15 protein-coding genes and 2 pseudogenes are annotated in these 17065 nt (G+C 37.7%); 14 read left to right on the plus strand and 3 right to left on the minus strand.

The window, feature by feature from the left end:
* Positions 1-10: 10 nt before the first annotated feature.
* The 5 genes and pseudogenes from lacD to FTX43_RS15130 all read left to right on the plus strand — a co-directional run bounded on the left by lacD (position 11) and on the right by FTX43_RS15130 (position 7372).
* Positions 11-988: a tagatose-bisphosphate aldolase gene (lacD, locus tag FTX43_RS05240; RefSeq protein ID WP_002309810.1), complete on the plus strand. Its 978-nt coding sequence runs from the start codon at positions 11-13 to the stop codon at positions 986-988.
* A 535-nt stretch (positions 989-1523) separates the two neighbouring features.
* Positions 1524-2252: a WxL domain-containing protein gene (locus FTX43_RS05245; RefSeq protein WP_002320687.1), complete on the plus strand. Its 729-nt coding sequence runs from the start codon at positions 1524-1526 to the stop codon at positions 2250-2252.
* A 146-nt stretch (positions 2253-2398) separates the two neighbouring features.
* A complete protein-coding gene (locus FTX43_RS05250) occupies positions 2399-4426 on the plus strand; it encodes a lectin-like domain-containing protein (protein ID WP_123856549.1) in 2028 nt (675 codons plus the stop codon).
* Positions 4427-4546: 120 nt separating this feature from the next.
* Positions 4547-5643, plus strand: a pseudogene (locus FTX43_RS05255) (DUF916 and DUF3324 domain-containing protein).
* A 430-nt stretch (positions 5644-6073) separates the two neighbouring features.
* Positions 6074-7372 carry a helix-turn-helix domain-containing protein gene (locus FTX43_RS15130; RefSeq protein WP_047927092.1) on the plus strand — a complete coding sequence of 433 codons (1299 nt, stop codon included), beginning with the start codon at positions 6074-6076 and terminating at the stop codon, positions 7370-7372.
* Positions 7373-7464: 92 nt separating this feature from the next.
* On the opposite strand, the gene FTX43_RS05265 is transcribed toward FTX43_RS15130, so the two are convergent.
* Positions 7465-8199, minus strand: coding sequence for an MIP/aquaporin family protein (locus FTX43_RS05265; protein ID WP_002290500.1), 735 nt, complete (start codon positions 8197-8199; stop codon positions 7465-7467).
* A 318-nt stretch (positions 8200-8517) separates the two neighbouring features.
* Here FTX43_RS05265 and FTX43_RS05270 point away from each other — a divergent pair, with 318 nt between their 5' ends.
* From FTX43_RS05270 to FTX43_RS05295, 6 genes and pseudogenes are all read left to right on the plus strand, one after another.
* A complete protein-coding gene (locus FTX43_RS05270) occupies positions 8518-8934 on the plus strand; it encodes a CidA/LrgA family protein (protein WP_261801553.1) in 417 nt (138 codons plus the stop codon).
* On the plus strand, positions 8927-9628 hold the full coding sequence (locus FTX43_RS05275; protein ID WP_002290504.1) for an LrgB family protein: 702 nt from the start codon (positions 8927-8929) through the stop codon (positions 9626-9628). Before FTX43_RS05270 ends, FTX43_RS05275 begins: the two co-directional genes overlap by 8 nt.
* Positions 9628-11206, plus strand: a pseudogene (locus FTX43_RS05280) (helix-turn-helix domain-containing protein). The gene FTX43_RS05275 and the pseudogene FTX43_RS05280 overlap by 1 nt, the downstream one beginning before the upstream one ends.
* Positions 11207-11225: 19 nt before the next feature.
* Complete coding sequence (locus FTX43_RS05285) at positions 11226-11447, plus strand: DUF2829 domain-containing protein (RefSeq protein WP_002290506.1); 222 nt, start codon at positions 11226-11228, stop codon at positions 11445-11447.
* A complete protein-coding gene (locus FTX43_RS05290; protein ID WP_047929624.1) occupies positions 11444-12205 on the plus strand; it encodes a 3-oxoacyl-ACP reductase in 762 nt (253 codons plus the stop codon). The genes FTX43_RS05285 and FTX43_RS05290 overlap by 4 nt, the downstream gene beginning before the upstream one ends.
* Before the next feature lie 333 nt (positions 12206-12538).
* Positions 12539-13048 carry a QueT transporter family protein gene (locus tag FTX43_RS05295; RefSeq protein ID WP_047929625.1) on the plus strand — a complete coding sequence of 170 codons (510 nt, stop codon included), beginning with the start codon at positions 12539-12541 and terminating at the stop codon, positions 13046-13048.
* A gap of 74 nt (positions 13049-13122) precedes the next feature.
* On the opposite strand, the gene FTX43_RS05300 is transcribed toward FTX43_RS05295, so the two are convergent.
* Positions 13123-13662, minus strand: coding sequence for a biotin transporter BioY (locus FTX43_RS05300; protein ID WP_002313956.1), 540 nt, complete (start codon positions 13660-13662; stop codon positions 13123-13125).
* 138 nt (positions 13663-13800) lie between these two features.
* A complete protein-coding gene (gene rpsD, locus FTX43_RS05305; RefSeq protein ID WP_002294265.1) occupies positions 13801-14412 on the minus strand; it encodes a 30S ribosomal protein S4 in 612 nt (203 codons plus the stop codon).
* Between the two features lie 261 nt (positions 14413-14673).
* On the opposite strand from rpsD, the gene FTX43_RS05310 reads away from it, so the two are divergent.
* From FTX43_RS05310 to FTX43_RS05320, 3 genes are read left to right on the plus strand one after another with little or no spacing between them, the layout of a single operon-like run.
* Complete coding sequence (locus tag FTX43_RS05310; protein ID WP_002316577.1) at positions 14674-15525, plus strand: formate/nitrite transporter family protein; 852 nt, start codon at positions 14674-14676, stop codon at positions 15523-15525.
* A 28-nt stretch (positions 15526-15553) separates the two neighbouring features.
* Positions 15554-16189 (plus strand): DNA alkylation repair protein, encoded by a 636-nt coding sequence (locus FTX43_RS05315; protein ID WP_002312395.1) that lies wholly within the window; start codon positions 15554-15556, stop codon positions 16187-16189.
* A gap of 19 nt (positions 16190-16208) precedes the next feature.
* Positions 16209-16982 carry a Cof-type HAD-IIB family hydrolase gene (locus tag FTX43_RS05320; RefSeq protein WP_002309794.1) on the plus strand — a complete coding sequence of 258 codons (774 nt, stop codon included), beginning with the start codon at positions 16209-16211 and terminating at the stop codon, positions 16980-16982.
* Positions 16983-17065: the final 83 nt, after the last annotated feature.

A 17065-nucleotide genomic window follows, 5' to 3' on the forward strand; every position in this document is an offset into this window, starting at 1 on the left:
GGATATCAATTTGAATGAAGAAAAACGACGATTTATCAATCGCTTATGTAGTAGCGAGGGGATAATTGGTGCTTTAGCAATCGACCAACGTGGTGCATTGAAGAAAATGATTGCTCAATTCAAGGGAAGTGAAGCAGAAGACACAGAGATTGTAGAATTTAAGAAAATCGTTGCCTCTGAATTAACGGAATATGCATCATCTATTTTATTAGATCCAGACTACGGGCTACCTGCTGCTGATGTAAAGAACGAAAATTCAGGATTATTGTTAGCTTATGAGAAAACCGGCTATGATACCTCCACTCCTGGACGCCTCCCAGATTTGTTAGCTTCTTGGTCAGTCAAGCGCTTGAAAGAAGCTGGTGCGGATGCATGTAAAACACTGCTATATTATGATATTGATGAATCTGAAGAAATCAATCATCAAAAGCACGCCTTTATTGAACGAATTGGTTTGGAGTGCCAAGCAGAGAAGTTACCATTCTTTCTAGAATTGCTGTCTTACGATGCAACCATTCCTGATTCAACATCGAAAAAATATGCACGCGAAAAACCCCATAAAGTGATTGAAATGATGAAAGAATTCTCTAAAACACGTTACGGGGTGGATGCACTAAAAGTAGAAGTGCCAGTCAATATGAAATATGTCGAAGGGTATGGGATAGATGAAGCTATTTATACAAAATCAGAAGCAGCAGCTTTTTTCAAAGAACAAGCTGAATCTACTCCTCTGCCTTACGTTTTTTTGAGTGCTGGTGTAACCTCTGGATTGTTCCAAGAAACCTTACATTTTGCAAAACATGCCGGTTCTACTTTCAACGGTGTTCTTTGTGGTCGTGCCACTTGGGCTGATGGAATCAAACATTATGTCCTTGATGGAAAAGAGGCAGCAATTGAATGGATGAATACACAAGGACGAGCAAATATCGAAAGCTTAAATACCGTATTGAAGGAAACCGCGACACCTATTGATTTTAATAGGTTCTAATATTTTTTCTGTTATTATTACGGGAGTGATGGAATATCATCAACGACAAAGAAAATCCCTGTTAATTATAAGGATAAGTAAGAGCAGTAGATCCATTTATTGTGGATATGCTGCTTTTTTGCTGTGAAGAATAGTCAGCGAATGTTTATTTGATCAATCGATTCATAACATAGGGAGTACTAGATGCAAGCGTTTATTCTTTTTTTATCTGATACTGTCAAAAAATAATATAATATGTATTTTTTATTTACTTATAATAACTATTGATTGCAGTCTTGACAGTCAAGTCATATTTGATGGATGGGGGTGTGAGATGTACAAATGATTTTAAAGACTATGACAGCTATAGTTTTAATTTTAATTGCATCAAGCGGCAATAGAAAAATAAGAATCAAAACGGACTGATAATCATCTAACAACTAATCGACATATATGAGCAGATACGGAACGATATTCTTCTCTCTCATAAGTTCCGTAAAGCAAACATGTGCTATGGATCGATTGTATATTTATTAAAAAAGAAAGAGGAATGGCAATGATGAAAAAAGAAACTATATTAGTGGCAACGATGTTATTCAGTATGGCAGTAAGTACGACTTTCGTCTCTGCAGCTGAAGTATACCCAAAGGAATATAACACAGACGGAACAATCACATTTGAAGCAGGAGATGAGGGAATAACTCCTCCAGTTGATCCGGAAGATCCTGATCCCAACGTCCCTGTCGATCCAGTAGACCCTCCAAGTCCTGGAACAGGAGGAGCATTATCGATTGACTATGGATCAAAATTCAAATTTGGGACTCAAAAAATTTCTACTGCAGATAAAACGTATTATGCATCTGCTGATGAAATGACTGATGGTTCTAAAAAACCGACATATGTCCAAGTGACAGATAAAAGAGGAACACTATCTGGGTGGAAATTAAGTGTAGCCCAACCAGAACAATTTAAAACTGCCAGTGGGGACGAACTAGTTGGAGCACAGCTGAAGTTTACGAAAGGACAAGCTGTTTCTTTGGTTGACCCAACATATACACCTGAAACGGTCAATTCTGAATTAACGCTGACACCAGGAGGAAATAATACGTTAGCAATCAATGCTAAATCAGGAACAGGTGTGGGGACTTGGGTCTATCGATTTGGTGCGAATGAAAATGAAAATAAAGATGCGGTACAGCTTTCGGTACCTGGTACATCTGTCAAGTTAGCGCAACAATATTCTACTAAATTAATTTGGACATTAGAAGATACACCCAATAACTAGTTTACTTACAAGAACAGTTGAAAATAAGCATGTAGTCAAACGGTTTTGTGAAGACAATCTAAACAAAGGTTGGTAAAGGCCAAGCTATATTAGTTTGGACAGGAACAGTTCATCTGGGAATTCAACGATCAGGAGGAAAAGATATAGTGAAAAAGAGAAGGATCGTGCTCATTTTAAGCAGTCTATTAGCGACTAATATCTTTCCGATTATAGGGTATTCTTTGGAATCGAATCAGTTGGTCAGTGATAATAGAAGAGTCGAAGAAAGCAAAGAGGCTTCGACACTCGATCGTTTAACAGAATCCAGCCAGATCCAAGAAAGCAGTGAGAATTTAAGTACTACTGACAGTAAAGAGACCACTGACAAAGAAGAATCTGAAGAGTTAATCAAACAGCCATTGGAGAATGCCCCGACTTATCGAGTGGGGCTGCCTAATGATCCCAATATTATTTCTATTGATAAGATTTTTCAACAACCTATCGGTACCAGCACGTCCATATTGGAAAACGGGAAGCTATTGCAACTGAATCCAGCAGAGAGGTCTCAAAGAGGAGCTATTTGGTCAAACAATAAAATCGATTTACGCTCAGATTTTACATTTAAATGTTATTTATATTTAGGAAATCAACGAGATAAAGCAGGAGATGGTATGACTTTTACATTGACTGGTGATTCTAGAATGGCTAATGATCCCAGTCAAGTTATCGGTTCCCCAGGTATGGGAATTGGTTCTTATTCGACTCGATCAGGACAGCCTTATGTCGCAAATGCACTCTCGATTGAGTTCGACACATATAAAAATAGTGGTTCTTCTGATCGAATGGATCGTGAAATAACTGCCGATAATAAGGGACATGGGCATGTCGCCTTTGTCACTCCTAAACCAAATAACAACAATTATTCCGGAGAGCATACTGGCGTAACAGTAGCACCTACCTTTCTCTCTGATGGTACATGGCGTACATTAATCATTCAATGGGACGCGTCTCAAAGAAGTCTCACCTATGATCTGGAAGGTGTCGGACGCTCTTCTCACATTGTACCTGATCTCATCAGTCAATTCGGTTCTACACAAGTAAATTGGGGATTTACTTCTTCAACAGGTACATTTTTTCAAGAAAACGCTATTGCTATGACGCAACTTCCATCTAATGTGTCATCAACAGCTGATGTAAAAGTCAATGATAGTGATTATGGGGCCATCGCTGAAGTTGAAAGAAACGATAAGATAACTATCAGAAATACATTGAAAGTTACTGGGAATTTTCTTGAAGATAAGAAATTGGAGACTAGTATAGACCTAGCACAAGAATTAAATATTCCTGAGCGTATCTTGATCAACGGAAATCAAGTTGATACCAAAGATATCCTGATAACAGGAAACCGAGTCACACTCAATCTAGGAGATTATTTTGTTCTTGGAGATACATTGATTATTGAGTTGGAAACAGATTTGCGAGAAGTCATTCCCGAAAAGGTACTCACTATGCACTTTGAATATCTTGAGGATGCAAAGTTAATTGAGCAGTCAAATGATATAAGTCTGACGATTGCGAAGCTGAAGGAAATAGATGTCCATGTTTACTATAAAGAGAAAGAGAGTCAAAATGATCTCGCAGAAATGAAAACAATCACTGGAAAAATCGGAGAGAATTATAAAGAATTTCCTATTGATATTGAGGGATATGTTTTTGACTCTGATTCAGCGAATACAGAAGGTGTCTTTTCCGAAAATACAGCGGATATCTATTTTTATTACAGAAAAGGAAAGCTTTATCTTTCAGCGGCTCCTCAGTATGTTGATTTTGGGCAACACAAAATATCCAATAAACCATTAAGTGTATTTGGGCAGTTCTCAGGTGGATTGAAAATCATGGATGAACGGGCTTCTGGAGGTTGGACATTACAACTGAAACAAGAAAAAGTTCTTACAAATGGAACGTTTGAACTCCCGGAAGCTCTTTCGTTTGTTACTTCTGAAGAGACAACGGTTATAGGGTCATCTGCTGTTACGATTTTTGAAAGTGACCAAAAAGGCGAAAGTGATTTGTCTGCTATTTTAGATTCTACATCTCAACATGGAATCAGAATAGATATTCCTGTAGAAAATCAAAGGATTGGAACATTTGAGGGGAAACTATCCTGGATTCTTGCAGATGTTCCAGAAAATTAATAAAAAGAGAAGATGAGGACAAAAGCATGGTGCACCAAGGACAACAGGAACCATAAATACTTATTTCCTGCACAGCTTAAAATGGCAGAGACACGCTTTTGTTCCCATCTTTTCTTACATATGATGAAAGGAGCGATTTACTTGAAACCAAAACAGCAATTATTTGTAACACTCCTAGTTATTATAGGGACACTTTTTAACCATTTACCAGTGACAGCTAGTGCATTCAATTTTTCGGTGACGCCAATAACTTCGGAGAATCAAATCGATAAAAGAAAAACTTATTTCGATCTCCAACTTGTTCCAGATCAGGAAGTAGAATTAAAAGCAGAATTGAGAAATGATACGGAAAAAGAAGTGAAAATCGACATTTCTGTGAATAGCGCAACGACTAATTCAAACGTGATGGTTGAATATGGAAAAAATGAGATTGAAAAAGACGAAAGTCTAATCTTTGATCTGATCGACTATGTGAGTTATCCAGAGACAGTGACACTGGAACCTAAAAGCGTTCAAACCGTGGTTTTTCATGCTAAGATGCCAAAAGATCGATTCGATGGTGTATTGGCCGGTGGGATCACATTCAAAGAAATTGTGACGGAAAAGGATCAAACAGAAAACAAGGATCAAAGCTTATCGATTGAGAATGAATACGCCTATACTGTTGCCTTGTTAATGCGACAGACACTGAATGAAGTTGCTCCTAACTTAGTTCTCCATGAAGTTAAACCTGATCAAATCAATGCAAGAAATGTCATTTTAGCAAACGTTCAAAATGATCAAAAAACCTATATCAATCAGGTAGTTATTGAAACAAAAATTACAAAAAAAGGGCATTCTGAAGTTTTATATCAGGAGGAAAAAGAAGGATTGCAGATTGCGCCGAATACAAACTTTTCTTTTCCAACAGCTTTGAATGGTCAGCCACTAACTCCAGGCGAATATCATCTCACAATGACCATTCTAGGAAATGAAAATGAAAACGGAAAATTCTCAAGAAAAAAGAAAATACCATCATCAACTATACCGACCAATGGATATTTGAAAAAGCGTTTATGATAGACGAGAAAGAAGCCAAGGAATTGAATACGAAGGATGTGACGATTAAAAAGGCCAATAATTGGATCTACATCTTAGAAGCGCTGATTTTCTTGTTGTTCGTTTTAATACTTATCCTTTGGTTTATTTTGAGAAAGAAAGAAGAGAAAGAAAAGTAAGATCAAAATAATAAATATTTTCCTTATTGCGTGATATTTACGTTCTTTTTCGATAGTATAAAACGCTTTTGTATTAGCGTAGATGCCTATAAGTAAATGATATAATCATTATAATAGGTCTAACAGCAAGAATGGTCAATAAACGGATCCTCCAGTTTGTGTAGCGTACAGTTGGGACGATGTAGGAAATACGAATAAGAAGGGATAGTAGCAGTGAAGGAATGGAAACAGCAATATACGTAGAAAGAGCTGATCGCTAATGAATTATGAGTTTTTTTTAAGCAAGGAAGATTATAGAAGTTATTCATTACTTAAATATTTAGAAGCAAGCTCAAATTTATCAGAATCAATCTCGGATATTCAAGAGAAACTATCGTTATCGACATTTCTCTTGAAAAAAACTATCGATAAGCTAAAACATGATTTACAAATGTTCGATTTAGAGAAAAACTTTCGTCTAACTGTTAGTGAATTGGTGATATGTTTGGAAATCAATGGTAAAAGTTCTAGTAATGCCCTATTATCTCGCTATATAACAGATTCTTTATCCATGAAAATGGTATTGGCTTTCTTTCAGGAAAAATATATCTCAATAGAAAATTTTGCTGAACAGCATCATGTGAGTTATTCTGTGGCTTATAAAGTATTGCAAGGGCTGAAAAGAAATCTAAAAAAGTATCAAATTTTTTTTGAGAAGAGAAAGTTGACAGGAAATCCTAAAAACATCCGCCTTTTTTTATATAATCTTTTTAACTCAACAGAAATAAGTGTTGAAAAGTTGTATTCGCTACCTATAATTATAAAAACAGAAAAAATGGTAAAAAATTTAAATCGGTATTATCCTCTTTCCGCTTATGAAAAAAAGAAATTATTCCACTTTTTAGCAATCAATCTATTGTCTGAACAAGAAGATTCTTTAGATATTGCCAACAATCAGCCGCTGTTTTTCTCAGATATAGGATTTTTCTATCTAAAAGGAGTACTGGAGACAGAATCAGTTGTTTTTATCTGTAAGACACTCTCGTGGCTTTATCTCCATGATAAGTTAGATCAAAAGTATTTGAGGAAAAAAGAAGATGAAACAATCGAATGGTTGAATGAGCGGTTCATTGAAAGTTTTGAAAAACGGTTCAAACGGTTACCGAAAGAAACGAGAAAATCGATCCAAAATGAGTTAACCAAAATACATTTTAAACTTTTGCATTATACCCTTAATAAATCGGATGAATTTCCACTAGATATTTCTTTTTTTAATCAAAACTATCCTACATTTTATTGCTATCTGTTAGAGTATATGAATGATCTAATGTCAAAACACAAAGAGTTGCTTCAAGATAAATTTTTTCTTTTTTTCAGTTATTTATTGTTATTGATCAATCACATACCCGTTCAACTGGTTTCTGAGCCAGTAAAAATCATTATCGATTTTTCTTATGGTGCTGCCTATAATCGATTTATCAAGAAAAATTTAAGTTTGTATATTAATCTGAATACGGAAGTGATAGAGGCTGGAAAGTCTGATTTTCCGGATGTTATAATCACGAATAGAAACAATTTATATGAAGAAAGTGTGTCTCAAGTAGTAGTTTGGCTTGATCCGCCAAGAGCAGTAGACTGGGGGAACCTTACAAAGATTTTGTTGACTATCCAAGAAGAGAAATACAAAGACAGCAAAATTGACAAGCAAATAGACGATTTTCCTGAAGAAATCATCGACAGGATCGAATAGAGAATTTCTTTTAGAAAGTCCGTCTGCTTTTTCTAAAAATAAAAAAACTTGGTACGCAATCGCTGTACCAAGTTTTTTTATTTAGCTTTTAATTAAGCCATAAATAATAATTTATATAAGAATACTGCTACGACACCAGCACAGATAGGTGCAACAACGGGTACCCATGCATATCCCCATTGAGAAGAACCTTTATGTTTCAATGGAAGTAGTGCGTGTACAAGACGTGGTGCAAAGTCACGAGCTGGGTTCAGGCCAGGACCTGTAGGACCACCAAGTGAAGCAACTAATGTCCATACAAGGAAACCAAGTGCTAAGTGAGCTGTACCAAGGTTATCTTGGAAGAATGGTGCTTTTGTAATACCTAAAGCTCCAAAGAATAAAACGAATGAACCAAAGAATTCATTGACGAAACCATTGAATTTAGAACCAACACTGTTGATTGTTGAGAATGTACCTAACACATGGTTTACATCTTCTGTTTGGTCGTAGTAAGGTTTGTAACAAGCCACTACGATCAATTGTCCGATCGCTGCACCAATCAATTGTGCAATGATATAAGGAACAACTTCAGCCCAAGGGAACAATCCGTTAGACGCTAAGGCGATCGTAAATGCTGGGTTGATGTGGTTACCGCTGATTCCGCCAAAGATCATTGCCGGCATCATAACCCCAAATCCATATCCGACAGCAATCAGCATCCAGTCGCTGCCATATCCTTTTGTACCTTTTAAATCTACGTTTGCTACAGCACCGTTACCTAGCACGATTAGTAATGCTGTACCAATCATTTCCGCCGCAAGACGGGTCATTAGTGAGTAATCCATAAATACCTCCAAATGTTATAAAAATGCAAAAAAAAAGAAACATCAACACGAAAAGCCTCGGTGCAGTGTTTCGTGTCGGAAGGATTTCTGCAGTCTTAACAAATGTGAATAAAAAAATGATTTCCATTACGTATAAGAAACCAGACCAACAGCAAAACTCCAACTCTTTTTAAAAGTTCTCCACAAATCACCAAGCTTAACTATAAATATACCAAAAAAAAAACGTTTTTTTTCTCAAAAATTGTATCTTAGAAACAGCATGTTTTGAAACTTTCAGAAAAGGTTTGTTAGTAAAATGAAAGCTATACGTAAGGAGTGTTGTTTGATGAAATTTTTCAAGAGTTTTTCATTATTATTTTCTTTTCTGTATTAGGAGAAGGTATCCGAATTTTTGCTCATTTACCTATTCCTGGGAGTATCTTAGGTATTCTTTTTTTATTTTTAGCATTTGAAATGCATCTTGTTGATCCTGAAAAAATCGGAGCAACTGGTGATTTTTTATTGAATAATCTAGCTATTTTATTTGTTCCAGCTGGTGTAGGTTTATTGGAATATTTCGATGATATCGCTTCGATATGGCCTATTTTACTGGGGGCAGTCGTCGTGTGTTCCATCGTCACGATGGTCGCAGCGGGAAAAACGGCAGAAGGGGTAGAAGCTTTGCTAGGCTATGTCCGTAAGAAAAAAGCAAGCAGGGTATCTGTAAACGAAATGGAGGAGAATCAAATTGACTGAGTTTTTTGTGAATCCATTATTTGGCTTAAGTTTGACTTTAGGAGTGTACGTATTATCTGACAAATTTTTGCGGAAATATAAACTGCCTGTTTTGAATCCTCTCGTATTATCGATTGTTGTTATTATCTTATTTTTGCATTTTTCTGGCGTCAGCTATAAAGAGTATAATATCGGCGGCAATTTTTTGACTATGCTGATTACTCCTGCGACAGTGGCACTTGCCATTCCGCTTTATAAAAACTTCCGTTTGCTGAAAGAAAATTTTTATCCTGTAATGGCTGCGATTTTAGCAGGAATAGTCGCAAATTGCTTGGTTAGTGTAGGGATCGGTTATTTTTTCTCTCTTCATAAAGAGATGGTCATCTCTTTACTACCGAAATCTGTAACGACGGCTATTTCTGTCGATTTGTCTCATACGATGGGCGGGGTGAATGCCGTGACTCTTGCAATTGTTGTCTCTACAGGTATTTTTGGCTCGCTGATCGCTACTCATATTTTCCGCTTATTCAAGATTGAAAGTCCCGTTGCTCGCGGTGTGGCGTTAGGAAGTACTTCTCATGCTATCGGTACAGCAAAAGCAATCGAGATTGGCGAAGTAGAAGGGATCATTTCAGGGCTTGCGATATGCGTAAATGGAATATTGACCGTTTTGTTGCTACCGTTATTCTTTCAGCCTTTTGCTGGCTTGTTTTGATGCGAAAACCACTATTTTATGCTACAATAACCAAAACGTTCTAGCATAAAAAAGGAGGGAAAGACGTGTATTTGTCTTCCGAGTATCTTAAACAATTTGATAAAGATCTATATTATAAGATTCTCCTCCTAGAAAGTTTTGAGGATCAAGCTTGGCATACTGCTGCACAATTAGCGCAAGTTGTTCAGCTGGATGCCCGCAGTGTGTCGAAATACCTAAACGAGCTGTCTAAAAACTATCAGCAGTTTAGCGGTAAGACGCACCCTTTGTTTACAAAAAATCACCGTTCTGGTTATAACTTTTATGATGCGCTCGATTCGATTGAACATGAGCGTTTTTTGATCTATCTCGTGCAAAGTACGCTGAAATTCCAGCTGCTGCACGACATTTTTTTGAAGAATTCCACACGATGTACCAATTTGCGCAAAAGCATTACATTAGTGAATCCACTGCTCATCGAAAAATCAATGAATGGAAACAGCAACTGCAAACTTATGGCATTCGTCTGCAACGAGGTACATATATCGCGCAAGGCGAAGAAGAAATCATTCGACTTTACTTGCATATGACATTCTGGCAGTTGTTTCGAGGGAAAATCTGGCCGTTTGAAACGATTTCTCAAATGGACGTAAAGAATATGGCAGAACATATCATGGCTTTTTTCAATGTTCGTTTGAATGAAATCAAAAAAAGACGTTTGGAATACATGCTAGGTGCCTTTTTTTTAAGAAAATCACAGAAGCATTATGTGGTATTGAATGAGAAAAAAGACGGCTGATCGCAGACAATCTGTTGTTCCAACGATTCTGCCAAGTCATGGAGCCGGTATTTCCTAATTATTTTCAAGTAGAAGACGAATTAGGCGCATTATTTCTTGTTCTGATGACGCGTGAAGAATATTATAGTGATCCTAAGATACGGAAGAAAATTTTTGATTTCCATCAACAAGCAGAAACACCGCCTTTTGCAGCTCTTTCTGAAGCAAAAGCAGCTCTTTCTCTTTATCAAGAAGAGCAGGAGCTACCAGCGGAAGATCTGACCTTTGAGGCAGAAAACTATTTGTTCAGTAGTCATTTTTTCGCCTATCTTTTTCCTAACGCAAAAGAAACGATTGATGGAAACAGTAGTGACTTCATTAATCATTTAGTCATTGAAAACAAGGAATTAAAACAATGGTTAGTACGCTTTTTTGAAAGCAGACACAAACAGCCTAATCATCTGGCGTTTAAAAATCATGCGTTTTTGATGGGACGGTATCTGACTGTGTTTAAAACATTAGGAGCCTTTACTCCACAGCTTCCAAAGATCACGATCCTCTTGATGACAGATTTTCCATTATTTGAAGAGCAACTGTTAGAGGAGGGGTTACGGACGTTTTTCCGTAATGATTATCAGCTGATTTTTCTACCAACGGATTATCGGGGAAGAGAAGTAGATCTTCTGATTTCAACAAGTAAAGTTCATCGAAAACCGTGGGCGGATCTTGACTATTTTATTGTGACCGAAGAATTAAAATTGATAGATTACATTCAGCTATCTCAAAAATTTGAAATGATTCAAAAACAATCAAAACAATAACAAAAAAAGGAGAATAAAGATGACATTTGAAGAAATTTTACCAGAATTGAAAAAAGGTGCAAAGATTATTCGTAAAGGATGGAGTGGATTTGAGCTGTATGTTGTTCTCGTATCCGATGATGAATTTGATGGCTGTCCGGTGACGCCTTACTTATTGATCAAAACAAGTGATGAAGGTTTTTCTAGCTTTGCTCCTACAGTTTGCGATATTTTAGCAGATGATTGGGCAATCGTAGAATGAAAAACCGTTATCCAGATTTAGCTAAACAGGTCGTATTTATTACAGGAGCTGCTTCTGGTATTGGCGCCGCGCAAGCCCAAGCTTTTCTGGAACAAGATGCCTTTGTTTTTGGATTAGATCAAAAATTTGGAAAAATGGAAGAACTTTCTTTTCGATTTCCTGAAACTTTTGCCTACGCACTAGGGGATGTCCGACAGAGGAAGGAACTCCAACAAGCGGTATCGAAATGCCAGGATCATTTTGGTGAAGTTACAATTTTATTGAATACTGCGGGGATACTAGATGCATACAAATCCTTGATGGAAACTGACGAATCGCTGTGGGATCTGATTTATGAAACGAATGTGAAAAGCATGTATCATCTAACAAACATCATCCTTCCTGATATGATCCGCCGAAAAAGCGGAACAATCATCAACATGGCTTCAATTGCGGGTTTGGTTGCTGGCGGAGGTGGGATCGCTTATACAAGTGCGAAACATGCAATCGTCGGTTTTACCAAACAACTCGCTCTGGATTACGCAGAGCAGGGGATCCGAGTAAAAGGAATTGCTCCAGGAGCCATCCAAACGCCGATGAATGCGGCTGATTTTGAAGGGAAAGGTGAGATGGCAGAGTGGGTGGCAAATGAAACACCAGTCAAGCGATGGGCACAGCCGGAAGAAGTAGCGGAGCTGACATTATTTCTTGCCTCTCCTCAAGCAAGCTATATACAAGGAACGATTATTCCAATCGATGGTGGCTGGTTGCTAAAATAACCTTGTGTTTTTTTCAAGCTTCTGTATGATAAGAAATAAAGAGAGAACCAAATGGTTGATGATAAAAGAAAGTTGATGATTGTTCCCGGCATTTGATGTCAGACAGCTTTTTCACAACCTTCTAATATAAACAGTGTTTAAAAGCTTGCAACTGCGGTAATAAGTCCAACCAAATGAAAAATAGGAGGAGCTATTTTTATTTGACTGTTCTTATTACTTGTTGCAGGGCAGCTTTTTCACAACCTTCTGCGGCACTTCAGTTGGAATTTTCTTCCCATCCTTTGGTCGCAGTCATTACCAAGATAAAATTATCTTGCAAAGGAGAAATAGAACATGGAAAAAAATAATACCCGTTCAGCCAAACGCTGGACAACGACAGATGTGACTCGGATGGCGCTAGTCACTGGTTTATATGTGGCAGTGACGCTGGTTTTGTCTGTTTTTAGCTTTGGAGTGATTCAGATTCGTCTCTCGGAGATGTTCAACTATCTGTCCTTGTATAACAAAAGATACATCGTTGCGGTAACAGCAGGAGTAGCTTTGGCTAATATTGCTTCTCCTCTTGGACTGATAGATGTTGTAGTAGGAAGCGTCAGCACGCTGATTGTATTGCTTATCAACTATAAAATCACTAGTCGCATCAAAAACATGAAAATCAAAATGGCTGTGACAGCATGCGTATTCGCTTTTTCCATGTTTACAGTAGCTGGTCAGCTAACGATTTTATATCAACTACCTTTTTTCTTGAATTGGTGGGTGATTGCTTTAGGAGAATTGGCATCAATGATTGTCGGTGGGATAATTATTTATTGGATCAGTAAAAAAGTAGATTTGACAAAATAAAGATCTGTTTAAATTAAAATATGGCAGCGTGGAAGAGACCGGATGTTGAGTCTTCTTCCATGCTGCTTTTTTGTTCAATTCGTTCGAAGAAATCGATTTAGCCGTTTCTTCAACAAGACACCGATATAGGCTGCTCCAGTTGCTTTGATTGCTTCCGGCAGTAAAAAAGGCAGCAGCCCACTGGCAAATGCAGTTGTAAAAGTAAGGTCGCCACTTATCTTCAGCCAGATCATCCCACAGACTAATGCGGCAAGAGAACCCATTAGATTGGCAAAGATTGCGTACAAGTAATGAGCGTCTGTTTTTTCGATCATCCAGCCAGTTAGCCATGTTTGAAAGAGAAATCCAATCAAATATCCGCCAGTTGGACCAAATAAAACAGCTATGCCGCCAGTCATCCCTGAAAATACAGGAAGACCGATCAAACCCAGTAAAAGATAAACCGTAACAGATATCAATCCCAGTTTTCTTCCGAGAAAAGTGGCTGTCAGTCCAATAGCAAATGTTTGCCCTGTCAAAGGAACCAAACCAAAAGGAATGGTCATCTGAGAAAGGACAGAAATAATCGCGGCAAATTCCGCAGCAAGTATCAATTCTTTCAATGTTCGGTTCATAATGCCCTCTTTTCGTTAACTTAATATTTTTTCTTGGTTAACGAAATTGTAAAACAAAGTGATTGCTTTGTAAATAGAAAATAAAAAAAAGACCAGCTATCCAATAGATAGCGGCCTTTTTCAAGAAAGCTTTTGAAATTATAAGCTTTGGTTGTAGTATTCAACGACAAGAGCTTCGTCGATTTCTGGATATAGTTCGTCACGTTCTGGTAAACGAGTTAATGAACCTTCCAATTTTTCAGCGTCAAAGCTTACGAATGCTGGACGTCCAACAGTTGCTTCTACAGCTTCTTTTACTGTTACGATGTTTTGTGATTTTTCACGAACTGAGATCACTTGACCCACTTCTACGTGGTATGAAGGGATATCAACGCGTTTGCCATCAACTAAAATGTGACCATGGTTAACTAATTGACGTGCTTGACGACGAGTCGTTGCAAGTCCTAAACGGTAAACAACATTGTCTAAACGTTGTTCTAGTAAGATCATGAAGTTAACACCGTGTTTACCTTCTTTGATTTTGCTAGCTTTTACGAACAAGTTACGGAATTGACGTTCGTTCATTCCGTACATGTGACGAAGTTTTTGTTTTTCAGTTAATTGCATGCCGTATTCTGATTGTTTGCCACGGCTGTTAGGTCCGTGTTGACCTGGTGCGTAAGGGCGACGTGCTAATTCTTTTCCTGTGCCTGACAATGAGATGCCTAAGCGACGAGAAATTTTCCATGATGGTCCTGTATAACGAGACATTAAAATTTCCTCCAATGAATATAAGTTTTTGGAGTAAAATAATCCGTTGAAAAATTCATAATCATATAGTTTGTTCTTCAATCTTCACCTTTGCAGCCGCGGTTACACAATCGAACCCGAGACGGGGCAACAAACTAGGGATGAGTTATTATTTTTCTGCTGCATTATTTTACACAAACTACAGTATATGATAGATCATCCATGAATGTCAAGATAATTAGTATGTAAAAACGCTTTACAAACCTAGGCTCTCTTTATAAAATGAGAAGGTATGTGCAAATGGAAAAAAGTGAAGGAAGTTTAAGGAGAAAATCAATGAATCCGGTATCACCATTATTTGAGAAAATCGATGCTTCAATTGAAAAGAAGGCGAACCTTTTTGAAAACAGCTTTTCACGTTACGCTGTTCGAGCGGTTCTTGCCTGTTTGTTTTTGACTTTAGGAACGGCTGTGGCATTTGCGATTGCGATGAAGGGGGAAGATATCGCGCACGGTCTAGGAAAGATTTTATACGCATTTATGTTCAGCTGGGGGCTGGTCATGATTCTATACATGAACGCCGAATTAGGAACATCGAATATGCTTTATATGACCGTGGGTGTTTTTCGGCAGAGACTTGCTTTAAGTAAGGCAGCCAAGATTCTATTTGCCTGTATTTTTTTCAATATGATTGGCGGTATGTTATGTGGATTTCTTATTTCTATGACTACGCCATTTCAAGATTTAACGTTGGACAACTTTATGTTAGAATCAATAGCAGTAAAACTAGCAAAACCTGCAACAACGATTTTGGTGGAAGGGATGTTTGCGAATATCGTTGTCAATACCGCTGTACTGATTAGCATGCGGATGAAAGAGGATGCTGGGAAAGTAATCACGGTCGTATTCATTATTTTCATTTTTGCTTTTTTAGGATATGAACACGTGATAGCGAATTTTCCTGCCTTTACGCTTGCTTACTTTGCTTCTCATGGTCAGATGGATGGAATGACAGCCAGTAATGTGTTACATAATTTGTTTTTTGCTTTGGCAGGGAATTATATTGGTGGCGGTTTAGTGATGGGACTGGGTTATGCTTGGCTGAATCAATCAAAATCATCCTATGTGGACTAAAAAGTCGTTCATTAAGGGAGGAAATACTATGGAAGTGTTAGTTTTTCCAAAAAATGAAGAAAAAGCGTTACAAATGGAAAAGTACATGAAAAATCTCTTTCCTTTTGCTGGAGTACCTAAGCCGGAACGCGCTCTTTTGCAACAGCCGTTATTGGATGAAAGCAAACATTTATCTGTTTCTGAAGTTTTAGCTTTTGTTCATTACTATTATGAACAAATCGAAAGAGAATATCAGTATGTGGCGATCGATTTAGTCCAAAAAAACATCAAACGGTTTACCTTTGAAGAGCTAGTTACATTGTTACCACTAGTCCAGAAAAAAGAATGGTGGGACAGCATCGATTCTTGGAGAAAAGTATACAGTACATGGTGTAAAGTCCATCCAGAGCAACGTAAAGAAGTCTTTCAGTTGTTCGAAAAAAAGGAAGATTTCTGGTTGCGTCGAATAGCAATCACGTTGCAATTAGGTTATAAACAGCAAACAGACACAGCACTATTGATTCGAGCAATAGACGAAGACCGTCAAACAAAGGAATTCTTTATCCAAAAAGCAATCGGTTGGGCATTGCGTGATTATAGTAAGACCGATGCTGCTTGGGTAAAAAGTCAGCTGACAACAGATTTGAGCAAGTTAGCTGTTCGAGAGGCAAGCAAGTATTTATAAGAAAGCGAGACGACAAGAGATGAGACGCAAATTATTTGCTTTTGATATTGATGGAACGTTGTTAGATTCAAATAAACAAGCTTTAGATAGCACGAGAGAAGCATTGGAAAAATTACGCAAAGCCGGTCATCTGGTCACGATTGCTACAGGGCGGAGTCGATTCCATGCGCAAGAAGTCATTCGAGATCTGGATTTTACGAACTACATTTTATGTAATGGAGCGGCCGGTTTTTTAGACCATGAACAAGTATATAAGAATTTACTAGATCGCGAACAGTTAGATGCATTCGTCCAGGAAGCGCATCATGAACAGATCGACACAGCTTTTGTCAGCTTAGACAATATCAAACGTTCTTCTTCCAATGATGTAACGGTGATGGAAGAGGCGATGCATTCTTTCGGCGCTGTCTTGCCTGAACTAGATCAGTTTTTTGCAGAGGAACAAGAAATCTATCAAGCGTTAGCATTTTTCGATCAAACCTATGATGGAAAATTCTCTTCATATGATAAGATCCGATTTGTCCGTTGGCATGAGAACAGTGTAGATGTCGTTCCCCAAAACGGTTCTAAAGCGGCGACGATCCTACACTTAGCAGAACAAGTAGGTATCCCGCATGAAGATATTATCAGCTTTGGTGACGGACAAAATGACCGTGAAATGTTGCGTATGTCAGGAATCGGAATAGCTATGGGGAATGCTGTGCCAGAAGTACAAGCAGAAGCCAAGATGGTCACTGATACAAATGATCAAGATGGCATCTGGAAGGCATTGAAAGAGTTAAGTGTGATTTAAAAGAGGTTGTGAAAAAGCTGTCCTGCATCAAGTAATAAGAACAGATTTATGAAAATTGTTTCTCAAATTTTTGAAAAATTTCG

Origin of the sequence: Enterococcus sp. DA9 (genome assembly GCF_008000875.1) — a bacterium.
Classification (GTDB): domain Bacteria; phylum Bacillota; class Bacilli; order Lactobacillales; family Enterococcaceae; genus Enterococcus_B; species Enterococcus_B lactis.

Excerpts from the sequence above, each read along its gene's own strand:
- FTX43_RS15130 (WP_047927092.1), top strand. The coding sequence starts at position 6,074 with ATGTTCGATTTAGAGAAAAACTTTCGTCTAACTGTTAGTGAATTGGTG.
- FTX43_RS05315 (WP_002312395.1), top strand. The coding sequence starts at position 15,554 with ATGGAAGTGTTAGTTTTTCCAAAAAATGAAGAAAAAGCGTTACAAATG.
- FTX43_RS05320 (WP_002309794.1), top strand. The coding sequence starts at position 16,209 with ATGAGACGCAAATTATTTGCTTTTGATATTGATGGAACGTTGTTAGAT.
- FTX43_RS05290 (WP_047929624.1), top strand. The coding sequence starts at position 11,444 with ATGAAAAACCGTTATCCAGATTTAGCTAAACAGGTCGTATTTATTACA.
- rpsD (WP_002294265.1), bottom strand. The coding sequence starts at position 14,412 with ATGTCTCGTTATACAGGACCATCATGGAAAATTTCTCGTCGCTTAGGC.
- FTX43_RS05295 (WP_047929625.1), top strand. The coding sequence starts at position 12,539 with ATGGAAAAAAATAATACCCGTTCAGCCAAACGCTGGACAACGACAGAT.
- FTX43_RS05245 (WP_002320687.1), top strand. The coding sequence starts at position 1,524 with ATGATGAAAAAAGAAACTATATTAGTGGCAACGATGTTATTCAGTATG.
- FTX43_RS05310 (WP_002316577.1), top strand. The coding sequence starts at position 14,674 with ATGAGAAGGTATGTGCAAATGGAAAAAAGTGAAGGAAGTTTAAGGAGA.
- FTX43_RS05300 (WP_002313956.1), bottom strand. The coding sequence starts at position 13,662 with ATGAACCGAACATTGAAAGAATTGATACTTGCTGCGGAATTTGCCGCG.
- FTX43_RS05265 (WP_002290500.1), bottom strand. The coding sequence starts at position 8,199 with ATGGATTACTCACTAATGACCCGTCTTGCGGCGGAAATGATTGGTACA.
- FTX43_RS05285 (WP_002290506.1), top strand. The coding sequence starts at position 11,226 with ATGACATTTGAAGAAATTTTACCAGAATTGAAAAAAGGTGCAAAGATT.